This window comes from Spirillospora sp. NPDC127506 (assembly GCF_040302145.1).
GTDB lineage: Bacteria > Actinomycetota > Actinomycetes > Streptosporangiales > Streptosporangiaceae > Spirillospora.
Genome location: NZ_JBEORG010000006.1, coordinates 1 through 13809, shown reverse-complemented (window position 1 = coordinate 13809; position 13809 = coordinate 1). Strand labels below are relative to the sequence as shown.

The 13809-nt window shown below is 73.1% G+C and carries 13 protein-coding genes and 2 rRNA genes; 8 read left to right on the top strand and 7 right to left on the bottom strand.

All coding sequences use genetic code 11. The features are described 5' to 3' along the window. Positions 1 to 156 precede the first annotated feature (156 nt). Positions 157 to 1554 (top strand): MFS transporter, encoded by a 1398-nt coding sequence (locus ABTW95_RS08540; RefSeq protein WP_500225702.1) that lies wholly within the window; start codon positions 157 to 159, stop codon positions 1552 to 1554. A gap of 83 nt (positions 1555 to 1637) precedes the next feature. Here the strand turns inward: ABTW95_RS08540 and ABTW95_RS08535 are convergent, their stop codons facing one another. Beyond that, positions 1638 to 2033, bottom strand: a complete 396-nt coding sequence (locus tag ABTW95_RS08535; protein ID WP_396450606.1) for a cold-shock protein — start codon at positions 2031 to 2033, stop codon at positions 1638 to 1640. Between the two features lie 157 nt (positions 2034 to 2190). Further along, the gene (locus ABTW95_RS08530) at positions 2191 to 2844 is read right to left on the bottom strand and encodes an HAD family hydrolase (protein ID WP_396450604.1); all 654 of its coding nucleotides are present in this window, start codon (positions 2842 to 2844) and stop codon (positions 2191 to 2193) included. A gap of 229 nt (positions 2845 to 3073) precedes the next feature. On the opposite strand from ABTW95_RS08530, the gene ABTW95_RS08525 reads away from it, so the two are divergent. Continuing rightward, positions 3074 to 3565, top strand: a complete 492-nt coding sequence (locus tag ABTW95_RS08525) for a hypothetical protein (protein ID WP_500225698.1) — start codon at positions 3074 to 3076, stop codon at positions 3563 to 3565. A gap of 69 nt (positions 3566 to 3634) precedes the next feature. Here the strand turns inward: ABTW95_RS08525 and ABTW95_RS08520 are convergent, their stop codons facing one another. Then, complete coding sequence (locus ABTW95_RS08520) at positions 3635 to 4117, bottom strand: GNAT family N-acetyltransferase (RefSeq protein ID WP_396450601.1); 483 nt, start codon at positions 4115 to 4117, stop codon at positions 3635 to 3637. A 169-nt stretch (positions 4118 to 4286) separates the two neighbouring features. Between ABTW95_RS08520 and ABTW95_RS08515 the strand changes: the two genes are divergently transcribed. The 4 genes from ABTW95_RS08515 to ABTW95_RS08500 all read left to right on the top strand — a co-directional run bounded on the left by ABTW95_RS08515 (position 4287) and on the right by ABTW95_RS08500 (position 9693). Further along, positions 4287 to 4904 (top strand): TetR/AcrR family transcriptional regulator, encoded by a 618-nt coding sequence (locus ABTW95_RS08515; RefSeq protein ID WP_396450600.1) that lies wholly within the window; start codon positions 4287 to 4289, stop codon positions 4902 to 4904. A gap of 103 nt (positions 4905 to 5007) precedes the next feature. After that, positions 5008 to 7371, top strand: coding sequence for a helicase-associated domain-containing protein (locus ABTW95_RS08510; protein ID WP_500225695.1), 2364 nt, complete (start codon positions 5008 to 5010; stop codon positions 7369 to 7371). Positions 7372 to 7465: 94 nt separating this feature from the next. Then, a complete protein-coding gene (locus ABTW95_RS08505; protein ID WP_396450596.1) occupies positions 7466 to 7870 on the top strand; it encodes a hypothetical protein in 405 nt (134 codons plus the stop codon). A 170-nt stretch (positions 7871 to 8040) separates the two neighbouring features. Next, positions 8041 to 9693, top strand: coding sequence for a DNA repair helicase XPB (locus ABTW95_RS08500; RefSeq protein ID WP_396450628.1), 1653 nt, complete (start codon positions 8041 to 8043; stop codon positions 9691 to 9693). 42 nt (positions 9694 to 9735) lie between these two features. Here ABTW95_RS08500 and ABTW95_RS08495 read toward each other — a convergent pair whose 3' ends face one another. Beyond that, positions 9736 to 10305 carry a TetR/AcrR family transcriptional regulator gene (locus ABTW95_RS08495; protein WP_500225689.1) on the bottom strand — a complete coding sequence of 190 codons (570 nt, stop codon included), beginning with the start codon at positions 10303 to 10305 and terminating at the stop codon, positions 9736 to 9738. Positions 10306 to 10378: 73 nt separating this feature from the next. Here ABTW95_RS08495 and ABTW95_RS08490 point away from each other — a divergent pair, with 73 nt between their 5' ends. Continuing rightward, entirely contained in the window at positions 10379 to 10876 is a 498-nt protein-coding gene (locus ABTW95_RS08490; protein WP_396450592.1) for an FBP domain-containing protein, read from the top strand. A 28-nt stretch (positions 10877 to 10904) separates the two neighbouring features. On the opposite strand, the gene ABTW95_RS08485 is transcribed toward ABTW95_RS08490, so the two are convergent. After that, positions 10905 to 12155, bottom strand: coding sequence for an MFS transporter (locus ABTW95_RS08485; RefSeq protein ID WP_500225685.1), 1251 nt, complete (start codon positions 12153 to 12155; stop codon positions 10905 to 10907). A 132-nt stretch (positions 12156 to 12287) separates the two neighbouring features. Here ABTW95_RS08485 and ABTW95_RS08480 point away from each other — a divergent pair, with 132 nt between their 5' ends. Continuing rightward, positions 12288 to 13220: a LysR family transcriptional regulator gene (locus ABTW95_RS08480; RefSeq protein WP_500225682.1), complete on the top strand. Its 933-nt coding sequence runs from the start codon at positions 12288 to 12290 to the stop codon at positions 13218 to 13220. Positions 13221 to 13339: 119 nt separating this feature from the next. On the opposite strand, the gene rrf is transcribed toward ABTW95_RS08480, so the two are convergent. Together rrf and ABTW95_RS08470 are read right to left on the bottom strand one after the other, a co-directional pair. Further along, positions 13340 to 13456: ribosomal RNA gene (gene rrf, locus ABTW95_RS08475) — 5S ribosomal RNA — on the bottom strand. A 150-nt stretch (positions 13457 to 13606) separates the two neighbouring features. Continuing rightward, a 23S ribosomal RNA gene (locus ABTW95_RS08470) occupies positions 13607 to 13809 on the bottom strand; the annotation flags it as partial.

Below are 13809 nucleotides of genomic sequence, written 5' to 3'. Positions count from 1 at the left end.
CCATCGGAGGACGTGGCCGGACACCCGCCCGGGCCGCGGCGGAGGTGAGCGTTCATTCCGGCGGGGAACGTACCCTCAAGCGAGCGGCTCCTATGGCCGCGCCCGGCGGCGAGCCGGAGCGGCCGTTGAGAGAGGACGCTGGGGAGAACAGGGCGCATGGCAGTACGGGCGAGGGTCGGACGGTCGCTGCGCGCCGCCGCCGCGGGCGCGGCGCGCGCGGGGCGCGGCGCGCGCTCGGCGGTGCTCGGCACCGGCCGGCTCACCCGCCGCGTCACGCACGCGCAGGGCGCCGGGCGCAGCGGGCTCGGCAGCCTGATCGAGGCGTCGGCGTTCAACTCCGCGGGCGACGCCATGGTCACGGTCGCGCTGGCCGGGACGCTGTTCTTCGGCCTGGACGTCAACCAGGCGCGCGGCCAGGTGGCCCTCTACCTTGTCGTCACGATGGCGCCGTTCGCGCTGGTCGCGCCGCTGATCGGCCCGGCGCTGGACCGGGCGCGGCACGTCCGCCGGTACGCGATCGCGAGCACGTTCGTGATGCGGGCGCTGCTGTGCTGGGCGATGGCGAGCGCGCTCCCGCACGGCGACCAGGTCACGTTCCTGCCCGCCGCGTTCGGGGTGCTGGTGCTGTCCAAGGCGTTCGGGGTGCTGCGGGCGGCGGTCACCCCCCGCGTCCTGCCGGACGAGATCACGCTGGTGACGGCGAACGCGCGGGCCTCGTTCGCGGGCCTGATCGCGGCGTCGGTCACGGCGCCCGTCGCGGCTGGCCTGGCCGTCCTCATCGGGGCGGGCTGGGTGCTCCGCCTCGGCACGGTCGTGTTCCTGCTGGGCGTCGTGTTCACCATGCGGCTGCCCGGCCACGTCGACGTCCCCGAGGAGCAGCCGCGGCCGGAGGCCGCCGCGAAGCGGCCGCGCCGCTTCCGGGCGCTGCCGCGCGTCGGTCCCGTCGTCGCGGAGGCGATGAAGGCCAACGCGGTGCTGCGCGCCTTCTCCGGCTTCCTGATCATCTATCTGGCGTTCCTGCTGCGGCAGGAGCGGTTCGACCCGGTGTCGCACCATGTCGCGCTGGGCCTGCTGGCGGCGTGCGCGGGCGCGGGCGGGCTGATCGGCACGGCGCTCGGCGCCTGGATGAAGGCGCGGGCGCCCCGGTTCATCGTGTCGGCGACGCTGGCGTCGGTCACCTGCGTCACGGCGGCGGGCGCCGCGTTCTTCGGCCTGTGGGCGGCCCTCGCGGTGGCGACCGCGGCCGGGCTCGGCCAGGTGCTCGGCAAGCTGTCCATGGACGCGGTCGTGCAGCGCGAGATCGGCGAGGACATGCGTTCGTCCACGTTCGCGGTGTCGGAGACGCTGCACCAGCTCAGCTGGGTGCTGGGCGGGCTGCTCGGCCTCGGCATGTCGATCGTCGCGGACGGCCGGGTCGCGCTCGCGATCGTCGCGGCGGCGCTCGCCGTCGCGTTCGGGCTGCTCGTGTCCCGCCAGGCGGGGACGCGCCGCCGCACCCGGCGCCCGGCGCCGTCCGCGAAGATCAAGGACGCGCACCCGGAGATGCACGCCTGACCCGGCTCAAGCCGCCCCGCTCAGGTCATCCCGCTCAGGTCATTCCGCTCAAGCGGACGGGACGGCGGGCCCGGGGAGCCGGGTCAGGGCGACAGGTCGTCGGCGACCGCCCGCAGCACCGTCGCGATCTTCTTGGCCTCCGCCGGGGACGGGTGCTTGCCGCGCCGGTAGGTGTTGGAGATCCCGTCCAGCAGCTTGATGAGATCCTCGGTGATCACGACCATCTCGTCCGGCTTCTTGCGCCGCTGCTTGGCGATGGTCTTCTCCACCGAGGGCAGCGACTCCAGCACGCGGACCTGGAGGGCCTGCTGGCCGCGGCGCCCCTCGACCACGCCGAACTCGATGCGCTGGCCCGGCCTGAGCGACGTGACGCCGCCCGGCAGCGCCGATGAGTGCACGAAGACCTCCCCGCCGTCATCGCGGGTGAGGAAGCCGAACCCCTTTTCGGAGTCGTACCACTTGACCTTGCCAGTCGGCACCGGAGACCTCGTTCGGTAATCGTCCTGAATCGCCCCCAAGATTAGTGCCTCGCCGAGGGCCGGTGAACATTCCGGGTACCCTCGCGACGCCCGTGGGGCAACGCCTCAGACGCTATCCGGGACGTCCGCCGTCGGCACCCGGATATCGCGTCGCAGATCAGGCTGCCCGGAATCCGCCGAGCCATTCGGGGAAGGCCAGCAGATCGGGCAGGACGACGTCCGCGCCGTACGCGGTGAGCGCGGCGGAATCGAACGCGCCGGTCGCGACGGCGACCGCCACCGCCTCCGCGGCCCGCGCCGCGTCGACGTCGCCGGTGTGGTCGCCGATGTAGGCGCGCACGCCGTGCTCGCGCAGCGCCACGCCCTTCTCGGCGCCGAACAGCCCGCCCACCACGGCGTCCGGGCGCAGCCCGAGGAACCGGACGGTGCGCTCGGTGTCGGCCTGGTTCTTGCCCGACACGACGACCGCGCGCCCGCCCCTGGCCCGCACCGCGTCGAGCGCGGCGGCGGCGCCCGGCATCAGGACGGTCGCCGGGATCGCGATGTCGGGGTAGATCGCCCGGTACCGGGCGGCCATCGCCGGCACCTCGTCCGCCGGGAACCAGTGGGCGAGCTCCTCCTCCAGCGGCGGCCCGATGCGCCCGACCACGGCCTCGGTGTCGATCGGGACGCCCGTCTCCGCGGCGAGGGCGGCGTACACGGCGCCGATCGCGGCCCGCGTGTCGGCCAGGGTCAGGTCGAGGTCGAAACCGACGGCGAACCCGGCACCGGACTCGGAACCGGACGAAGCGGGAGGGACGAGATCGAGCACGTCCCACAGGGTAAGGGGCTGGACACATGAAAGGACCCGCGCTCTCCTGGTAGTGGCGATGCGACGGGATCCGAGTAGGAGAGCACGGGACCGTGATGCGGATATACCCGAGCCCCCGACCACAAACCAGATGACCAGGGAAAACGCAGTCCCCGAACACCCCACCCCGACGCCAAGGACGATCACCGCCGTCCGCCCCCGGCACAGCCCCCGGTGAAGGAGGCCGCAGATGGCAGACAACCCCGACCGGCCGGCCGGCCGGGCCGCCCCCGCGCAGGAGCACGCCGCACAGGAGCACGACGGGCAGGAGCGCGCAGTGCGGGAGCATGCCGTGCAGGAGCACGCCATGACCCGCACCGAGCCGGGCGGCGAGCCGGGCGGCGAGCACCGCGCGCCCCGCACCCGCCCCTCGTTCGCGGCCCGCGCGGCCGGGGCGCGGCGCTGCGCCGTCGGAGCGCTGGCCACCGCGATCTCCGTGGCGACCACGGTCGTCGTGGCGATCCTGGCCGTGCACATCGTGTTCGTGGCGTTCGAGGCCAACACGGCCAACGACATCGTCCGCTGGTTCGGGGACCGGGCCACCGACCTGTGCTGGCAGTTCAAGGACGTCTTCCAGCCCGCGAACCACAAGGCCGACGTCGCCGTCAACTACGGCCTGGCGGCCCTCGTCTACCTGGTGGTGGGCCGGATCATCGTCGGCATCGTCAGGCGATGGGCCTGACCGGCGGCCTGACCCGCGGCCCGGTCCGCGGCCCGCTCGCACGGCCCGCCCCGCGGGCCGCCCCCGCGGCTAGTCGCGGCCGGGGAAGCGGACCTTCTCGAACGGCCAGGCCGTCGTCACCCACTGCCGGACGAACGTCTCCAGCTCCTTCTCCAGGACGGAGTTCTCCTCGTCCGCGCGGACCCAGAACACCACGACCGCGTCCGCGCCCGGCTCGTCGGACGGGGCGACGTGGATGCGGCCGAGCTGCCGCTCCCCGTCCGGGGTGATCACCACGTAGCTGAACGAGCGCCGCAGCTGCCCCTGCTTCTGCAGCCACGCGACGTCGATCAGGGCCTGCTCGAAGGTGAACTCGCGGTCGGGCCACCCCCACTCGGGCCCGAACCGGCCGGCCAGCCGGTCCAGGCTGCCGATCACGGCGCCGTAGTCCTTCACCACGTCGTGCACGGTGATCGGGCGGATCTGGAAGTCGGGCCCCGCCACCAGCGTGGGCACCACGAAGTCCTCGGGCAGGAACGCCCCGCCCGCCGCCTTCCGCGGAGACTTGAACATCGTCGACCTTTCCGGCGACGCCCCTTCCGGCGACGGGGCGTGCGCCCTCGAACTCTAGTCCTCCCGGCCCGCGGAGGCGGCGCATCGCGAATTCGGGCGTGCCGCGGGGCCGGGGCGGCGCCCGCCGCCCCCAACATGCCTTAGTGTTCTTCCGGAGGAATTCATCACCATGACGCCATCCACGCGCGACCGCATCGTGTCCGAGTCGCTCCGGCTCTTCGCCGACCGGGGCTACGCGGCGACGTCGGTCGCGGAGATCGAGGCCGCGGCGGGGCTGTCCCCGGGCGCGGGCGGCCTCTACCGGCACTTCCGGTCCAAGGAGGAGGTGCTCGCCTCCGCAATCCGCGAGCACATCGAGCGGACCCGCCGGCAGATCAGCGACGTCCTCGCCCAGGCGACCGTCTTCGAGGACCGCCCGCTGGAGATCCGGCTGCGGATGACCTGCCAGGCCGGCCTCGCCAAGATGCGCGAGGAGCAGGACCTCATCCGCGTGCTGTTCCGCGACCTCGACCAGTTCCCGAACCTGGTCGCGGAGATGCGCGAGGGCATCGTCAACCCGCTCTACGACGGCATCGCGACCTGGCTCGCCGCCCAGCCCGAGTTCGAGGGCGCCGACGAGGACTGGCCCGCGATCGCCTCCATCCTCGGCGGCGCGGTGGTGAACTACTGGCTGGCGAACGAGTCGATGTACGAGCCTCCGACCCGCATCGACGAGAAGCGGTTCGTGGAGAGCTGGGCGCGGCTCGGTCTCGGGCTCGTGCACCTGGAGCGCACACCCGCCACCTGACCTGCGACGTCCCGGGCCCCACCGGCGCCGGGCACGTCCCGCGGGCTCCTACCCTGGAGACCCGCGTACCGCGGCGTGCACGCGTCATAAGGTTGGGGAAAGCATGGAAACGTATGCGGACTGGCTTCGCGCGCGAGACGACGACGAGCTGCGCGCGCTGCTGACCGCGCGTCCGGAACTCCTCGCCCCCGTCCCCGCCGACCTGACCGCGCTCGCCGCGCGCGCCGCGACGCCCGCCGCGGTGTCCCGCGCCCTCGACCGGCTGGACCGCTTCACGCTCGCCGTCCTCGAATCCCTCCTCGTCCTGCCCGCGCCCGACCCGGACGCGCTCGCGGCCGGCCTCGGCGCGACGGCGGCGCAGGTCGGCGAGGCGCTCGGCACGCTGCGCCGCTACGGGCTGGCCTGGGGCGAGGGGACCCTCGCCACCGCGCCCGGCGTCCGGCAGGCGCTGCCGCACCCGGCCGGGCTCGGCCCGCCCGTCCGGGAGGTCTTCGCGGGCTACCCCGCCGAACGGCTCACCGACCTGATCACCGACCTGGAGGGCGAGGCGCCGCGCGGGTTCCCCGACGCCGCGCGCCTGCTGCGCCGGCTCGCCGAACTGCTCGCGGAGCCGGCGGCGCTCATCGAGGACGCCGGGCCCGAGGCGGCGGCCGCCCTCGACCAGCTGGCGTGGGGGCCGCCCGTCGGGCGGGTCGCGGACGCGCGCCGCCCCGTCCGGGTCGCCACCGCGACCACCCCCATCGAGCGGCTCCTCGCCCGCGGCCTCCTCGCCGCCGAGGACGACCGCACGGTCACCCTGCCCCGCGAGGTCGCGCTGCACCTGCGCGGCGGGCGCCTCTTCCGGGACGTCCCCGCCGAACCGCCGCCGCTGCCGTCCCGGGCCGGGGAGCCCCGCGCCGAGGACGTCGTCGTCCGCGCCGCCGCGGGCGAGGCGGCGGCCGCCGTCCGGCTCGTCGAGGAGCTGCTGGAGCGCTGGGGCCTCGAACCGCCGCCGGTGCTGCGCAGCGGCGGCCTCGCCGTCCGCGACCTGCGCACCGCCGCGACGCTGCTGGACGTCCCGGAGTGGAAGGCGGCGCTGCTCGCCGAGACCGCCTACGCCGCCGGCCTGCTCACCCGCAGCGGGGACCTCGACGGCGAATGGCTGCCCACCCCCGCCTACGACCTGTGGCTGATGCGCGACACCGCCGGCCGCTGGACCGAGCTGGCCCGCGGCTGGCTGAAGTCCGACCGCGCCGCCGGGCTGGCCGGGGAGCGCGACGACCGCGACCGGCTGATCAACGCGCTCAGCGAGGCGATGGTGCGGTCCACCGCCCCCGCCGTCCGCCGGGAGATCCTGGAGGTCCTCGCCGACGCCGGGCGCGGCGCCCTCGTCGACGAGGACGCGCTCCGCACCCGGCTCGGCTGGCTGCGGCCCCGCCGCGGCGGCCCGACCCGCGAGCGGCTCCTCGGCTGGACGCTGCGCGAGGCCGCCGCGCTCGGCCTCACCGGGTTCGGGGAGCTGGTCCCGTTCGCCCGCGACCTCCTCGCCGGCGACGACCCCGAACCGGCGCTGGAGAAGTACCTGCCGGAGCCCGTCGACGAGATCCTCATCCAGGCCGACCTGACCGCGGTCGCGCCCGGCCCGCTCGTCACCGGCCTCGCCCGCGAGCTCGCCCTCATCGCCGACGTCGAGTCCACCGGCGGCGCCACCGTCTACCGGTTCACCCCCGAGTCGGTGCGCCGCGCGCTGGACGCCGGACGCTCCGCCGCCGACATCACCGACCTGCTGACCCGGCACTCGGCGACCCCGCTGCCGCAGCCGCTCACCTACCTCATCGACGACGTGGCGCGGCGGCACGGGCACCTGCGCGTCGGCGCCCTGGCGTCCTACGTCCGCACCGACTCCGCCGCGACGCTCGACGAGATCCTCGCCGACCGCCGCGCCGAGCCGCTGCGGCTGCACCGGCTCGCGCCGACCGTCCTCGCGTCGGCGCTGCAGCGCGCCGACCTGCTCGACGGGCTGCGCGCCATGGGCCTCGCCCCGGTCGCCGAGGCGCCCGGCGGCGGCGTGATCGTGACCCGGCCGGACGCGCAGCGCGCCGACCCGCCGCCGACCGCCGAGATCGTCCGGCTGCGCCCGGACGCCCGCACCGACGCGTCCGTGGTCGCCGCCGCGGTGCGCGCGCTGCGGGCCGGGGACGAGGCGTCCCGGCACGGCGCCGAGCACGCCCGGCAGGCGCCCGCCGGGGAGCCGCCCCGCTCGCCGGCGATGGCCACCATCGAGCGGCTCCGCGCCGCCGTCGACCGCGGCGGGCGGGTCTGGATCGGCTACCTCGACCAGCAGGGCCAGGCGTCCAGCCGCATCGTGGCGCCCGTGCGCGTCGAGGGCGGCTTCCTCACCGGCTACGACGCCACCCGTGCCGCCGTGCACCGCTTCGCGCTGCACCGCATCACCGGCGTCTCCGAACTGGACGACTCCGGCGCCTAGCCGCGGATGTGATCTTCCGGGCGAATGGAACCCGTGGCGCGTCCCGGAGGTCCTAGTCTTGTAGGTCACACCGGAGCGCGGAGGAGGCCCGTCTGTGAGCGGATACGGCGGCAACCCGCCCGGTTGGAACGACCCCTACGGGGGCCAGGGCTGGAGCGGATCACCGTATCCCGGTTCCCCCGCGCCGCCGCCCGGCTACGCCTACGGGCCGCCGGGCGTGCCCGTCCGGCCCACGAGCAACGCCTCCACCACCGCCTGCCTGGTCTGCAACATCGCCAGCGTGCTGCTGTGCTGCGGCATCCTCGGCATCCCGGGCGCCATCGTGTCGGCGATCGCGATGGGCCGCGTCCACAACGACCCCGAGTCGGCCCGCAAGCTGACGATCGCGGGCTGGGTCCTGTTCGCCCTGTCGATCGTCTCCGGGATCGCCATCGCCATCATCTACATCATCGTCGTGGTCAACGCCGACTCCGGCTACAGCTCCACCTCCGGCGTCTAGGCCGCCCGCGCCGGGCGGCCCGCGGGGCGGGAAGAGCGGGGCGTCCGCCGCCGTTGAAGGAATGCGTCCGCGCCCGGACCGTGCGCCGCGCCGCCGCTCCTGGGGTACCGTGCGGCAACGGGTGTCCGGACGTGGCATCGATCACCGACATCGCGACGGGGGCTTCTGCTTTGACCGACGGTCCGCTCATCGTCCAGTCCGACAAGACGCTGCTGCTGGAGGTCGACCACGAGCTGGCCGACGCCTGCCGCAAGGAGATCGCCCCGTTCGCCGAGCTGGAACGGGCGCCGGAGCACGTCCACACCTACCGGGTGACGCCGCTCGCGCTGTGGAACGCCCGCGCCGCCGGCCACGACGCCGAGCAGGTCGTCGACACGCTGATCAGGTACTCCCGCTACCCCGTCCCGCACGCCCTGCTGGTGGACGTCGCCGACACGATGGCGCGGTACGGGCGGCTGCGGCTGGAGAAGGACCCCGTGCACGGGCTCGTCCTGTCGTCCTCCGACCGGTCGGTGCTGGAGGAGGTCCTGCGCGCCAAGAAGGTCAAGGGCATGATCGGCGAGCGGGTCGGCGACGACGCGGTGCTCGTCCACCCGAGCGAGCGGGGCGCGCTGAAGCAGGCGCTGCTCAAGCTCGGCTGGCCCGCCGAGGACCTCGCCGGCTACGTGGACGGCGAGGCCCACGCGATCTCCCTCGTCCAGGACGGCTGGGAGCTGCGCTCCTACCAGGAGGAAGCCGCCTCCGCGTTCTGGCACGGCGGCTCCGGCGTCGTCGTGCTGCCCTGCGGCGCCGGCAAGACCATCGTCGGCGCCGCCGCCATGGCCCGCGCGCAGGCGACCACGCTGATCCTCGTCACCAACACCGTGTCGGCGCACCAGTGGAAGCAGGAGCTGCTCCGCCGCACGTCCCTCACCGAGGACGAGATCGGCGAGTACACCGGCACGAAGAAGGAGATCCGGCCGGTCACCATCGCCACCTACCAGATCATGACGACCCGCCGGAAGGGCGCCTACACGCACCTGGAGCTCTTCGACGCCCGCGACTGGGGCCTGGTCGTCTACGACGAGGTGCACCTGCTGCCCGCGCCGATCTTCCGCATGACCGCCGACCTGCAGGCGCGCCGCCGGCTCGGCCTCACCGCCACCCTCGTCCGCGAGGACGGCCGCGAAGGCGACGTGTTCTCCCTGATCGGCCCGAAGCGCTACGACGCGCCGTGGAAGGACATGGAGGCGCAGGGCTGGATCGCGCCCGCCGACTGCGTCGAGGTCCGCGTCACCCTCACCGACTCCGAGCGCCTCGCCTACGCGACCGCCGAACCCGACGAGCGCTACCGCTTCTGCGCCACGACCGACACCAAGACCGAGCTGATCAAGGCGCTGGTCGACCGGCACCGCGGCGAGCAGACGCTCGTCATCGGCCAGTACATCGACCAGCTCGACGAGCTGGGCGCGCTCCTGGACGCCCCGGTCATCAAGGGCGAGACCCGCGTCCGCGAACGGGAGCGCCTCTTCGACGCGTTCCGCTCCGGCGAGATCAGCGTCCTGGTCGTGTCGAAGGTGGCGAACTTCTCCATCGACCTGCCGGAGGCGTCGGTCGCCGTGCAGGTGTCGGGCGCCTACGGCTCGCGCCAGGAGGAAGCCCAGCGCCTGGGGCGCCTCCTGCGCCCGAAGGCGTCCGGGACCGGGGCCCGCTTCTACGCCGTGGTCGCCCGCGACACCCTCGACCAGGACTACGCCGCCCACCGGCAGCGCTTCCTGGCCGAACAGGGCTACGCGTACCGCATCGTCGACGCCGACACCGTCCTGGCCGGCAAGGAGTTCTAGGCCACCCGCCACTGGACGGGCGGCCGGTGGGGCGCCGTGGTGTCAGGCCGGGGGCCAGTTCCTCAGCGCAGCGTCGAGGGCGTCCAAGGTCCTGTTCCAGGACGCCTCTATATCGCGCGGGTGGTGCTGGAAGGCTCCCGCGGTCTCCAGGCTCACGAAACCGTGGAACATGCCGCCCAGCATCCGGACCGCGTCCGTCTGGTCGGGCTCGGCCAGTTCGTAGCCGCGCAGGATCGCCCGCGTCATCTCCGCGTGCCGCCCCGCCGCGCTCGCGCGCGCCGTCTCGAGGTCGAGTTCCATGCGGGCCGCGGCGTACCTGCCCGGATGCCGCTTCGCGTAGCTCCGGTACGCGCCCGCGAAGGCCACCAGGGCGTCCTTGCCCGCGCGTCCGGCGATCGCGGCCGCGACCTCGTCGGCGAGCTCGGCCAGCGCGAGCAGCGCCATCCGCGTCTTCAGGTCGTGCGCGTTCCTGATGTGCGAGTACAGGCTGGCTTCCTTGACGCCGAACCGGCGCGCCAGCGCCGCGACCGTCACCTTGTCGAAGCCGACCTCATCGGCCAGTTCCGCCGCCGCCCGGGTCAGACGCTCGACGGTCACCCCCGCGCGAACCATGGCTCCCCTCCCATTCGCCTAATGTATCAAAGAATTTGCCTAAGACCCTTAGGAAGACGTAGCCTCGCCGCCCATGAGACCCCTGACCGAACGGGACCTCCGCGCGTCCTTCGTCAACTGCTCCAAGGGCGAGGCCAAGCGGTTGAACCTGCCCAAGGACTTCGCCGGCCTGCCCTGGGACGACCTGGACTTCCTCGGCTGGCAGGATCCGGGGGCGCCCGGCCGCGCGTACCTCGTCGCCGAGCACGGCGGCCGGCTCGCCGGCATCTCGCTGCGCGTGGCCTCCGGTGCGTTCCGCGGCTTCACCTCGCGCAGCATGTGCTCGCTGTGCCTGACCCCGCGCACCGGCGGCGGCGTGGCGCTGATGACCGCGCGGCGGACCGGCGAGGCGGGCCGGCAGGGCAATTCGGTGGGGCAGTACCTGTGCGGCGACCTGGACTGCTCGCTTTACGTTCGCGGCAAGAAGCAGTCCGTCGCGGGCAGCGGCCTCGATGAGTCCCTCAGCCTGGAGGAGAAGACCGCGCGCCTGCTCGCCAACCTGCACGCGTTCCTCGACAAGGTGACCCGCTGACCCGCTCCGCCCCATGGGAGCGGCTGCGTCATGCGGCCGCGACGTCTTCGGCGGGTCGCACAGTGGTGGGATCGTCCACCGCGGGTGTCCGCTTGGGCAGCAGGAGAGGGGTGGGGAGCAGCAGGACGCCGGAGACGGTGATCGCGGCGAGGGGGCTGGTCAGCGTGGCGAGGACGCCCCAGACCACCATGAGGCCGGCCTGCGAGAGCTTGCCGCTGACGCTCCATGCGCTGAGAACCCTTGCGGCATGGGTCGCCGGCGCCCTCCGCAGGCGTTCCGCGGCGTAGATCGGGTTGAAGACGCCCATGCACGTGATCAGCAGACCCTCGACGACGATCACGGTGACGAGCCCGGTGACGCCGGGTCGGACGAACGCGAGGCCGAGCGGGAACACCGACCGGAGCCAGCCGAAGACGATCATGATCCGGTGCCGGCCGCACCGCCGCACAAGGCGCGCGGAGAGGCGGGCGCCGGCGAAGCCGCCGACCGCCGGGACGCCGAAGGCCAGTCCGTACTGCAGGGCCGTGAAGCGGTACTCGCCCAGCAGGAGGACGGCCACGAGCGGGGCCGTGGCCATGATCAGGCCGCCGACCAGGACCGAATTGAGGAACAGGCGCCGCAGGACGGGGTCGCCGAAGATGAACCGCCAGCCGTCGAGCAGGTCCGTCCCGCGCGGCCCGGACGACGGGTCGCGGGGCGCCGCGACGTCCCCGCCGCGGATCCGGCGGACCGCGAGCGCCGACAGCAGGTAGCTGAAGGCGTCGGCCAGGATCGTGGCGACCGGGCCGAGCAGCCCGATGAGCGCACCGCCGAGCGGCGGCCCCACCGCGGTCGCCGCCCAGCTCGTCCCCTCGAACCTCCCGCTCGCCACGAGGAGGTGCTCGCCCCGGACGAGGTGCTTCAGGTACGCGCCGGACGCGGCGGTGAACGCGATGCCCGCGGTTCCGGAGACGACCGAGACGACCAGCAGCTGGACGTAGGACAGCAGGCCGAGGAAGTACGCCGCCGGAACGCTCGCCATCGCGAGGAAGCGGACCAGGTCCATCCCGATCATCACGGAACGCTTGGCCCGGTGATCCACCCACGGCCCGAGCGGGACCGCGGCGACGGCCGCGACGGCGAGTCCGGCGGCTTCGAGGAGCGAGACGGCGAACGCCGGCGCGTCCAGCACCCGCACCGCGATCAGCGGGAACGCTCCGAACGCGAGCCACGTGCCGTACGTGCTGACGGCGTAGGCCGACCACAGCCAGCCGAAACCGGCCCCCAATTTCACGCGCACGCGACTCCCTCGCGACAACCGGCGGTCGGGTCCTGAAGCAGGGATGAAGCACAGCAGCTATGACGGACCGGTTTCAAACAACCGCGTCCCAGCGAGCCACAACGTTCGGTTGTGCAGGCCTAGCCTGGATCGGTGGACAGTGAGGCGGTGCGGTCGTTCGTCCGGGCGGCCGACCTCGGGCAGGTGCAGCACGCGGCCGACGAGCTCGGCGTGACACAGCAGGCGGTTTCGAAACGGATCGCCTCCCTGGAGCGCGAGCTGAAGGTTCGCCTGTTCACCCGCACCGCCCGAGGGGTCGAGCTGACGCTCGACGGGCAGGCGTTCCTCCCGCACGCACGGAGCATCGTCGCGGGTGTCGATCGCGCCGTCACCGCGGTGAGGCCGGGCTCGCGCGCCCTGCGGATCGATGTTCTCGGCCTGCGGAGCGCGCAGGCCGTCCTCCTGCACGAGTATTGGCGGTCGCATCCCGGAACCGACCTCGACGTGGTGACCCTCAAGGTCGACGACCCGCACATGGCGGCCGCCGCCGTGCAGGCCGGCGACGTCGACGCCTCGTTCCGTACCGTCACCGATCCGGCCACGCTGCCGCGGGACGTCCACATGATCCACGCCTTCGACTCGCCGCTGGAACTGCTCGTCGGCCCCGGGCACCCGCTCGCGTCCGCACGGACGCTGACACCGGACCGGCTGCGCAACCTCCGGATCTGGGTGCCTGGCATCGTCCCCCGAAGCGAATGGGCGGAGTTCTACGACGAACTCGTCACCGACTTCGACCTCCGCGTCGACGCGACAGGCCCGAACTTCGGCAACGAGGTGCTCCTGGACACCCTCGCGGAATCCGCGGAGGTCGCGACCCTCGTCGCGGCGCGCGACCGGTACATCTGGCCGGCGAACTACGACCTGCGCCGCATCCCGATCGCGAAGCCGACGCTCGCCTACCCGCTCTCCCTGATGCTGCCGAAGGCGAATCCGCATCCGGGACTCCGGGCGATCATCGAGTACTTCGCGGGCCTGCCGGCGCTTCCGGGGCCAGTCTGGCTGCCGTCCTGGGCGAGGCCGAGATAGCCGGAGGGACAGTGAGACCACGGGCGGCCCCCGGCCATTGGCCGGTCGAGGGCGGGAAGGTTTTCTCGCAGATACGAGAATGGCCCCGCCGATGTCGGCGGGGCCATTCTGCAATATGAGTCCGGCGGCGTCCTACTCTCCCACACAGTCTCCCATGCAGTACCATCGGCGCTGAAGGGCTTAACTTCCGGGTTCGGAATGGGACCGGGTGTTTCCCCTTCGCCAAAACCACCGAACGACCAACCCCGACACCCCTTCACAGGTGCGGGAAGACCCGTCCAAGCCGGCCAGGCTCGGTATTCTCTTATACTCTGCGGCACCCAGGTTGTTTCCTGAGAACCACACAGGGACGCGAACATCACAGCGACTTGCTTTGAACGTTGTGTGTGTTCAAGCCACTCGGCCTATTAGTACCGGTCGACTCCACACGTCACCGCGCTTCCATCTCCGGCCTATCAACCCGATCGTCTACCGGGGGCCTTACACCCACAACGGGGTGGGAGAACTCATCTCGAGGAAGGCTTCCCGCTTAGATGCTTTCAGCGGTTATCCCTACCGGACGTAGCCAACCAGCCGTGCCCCTGGCGGG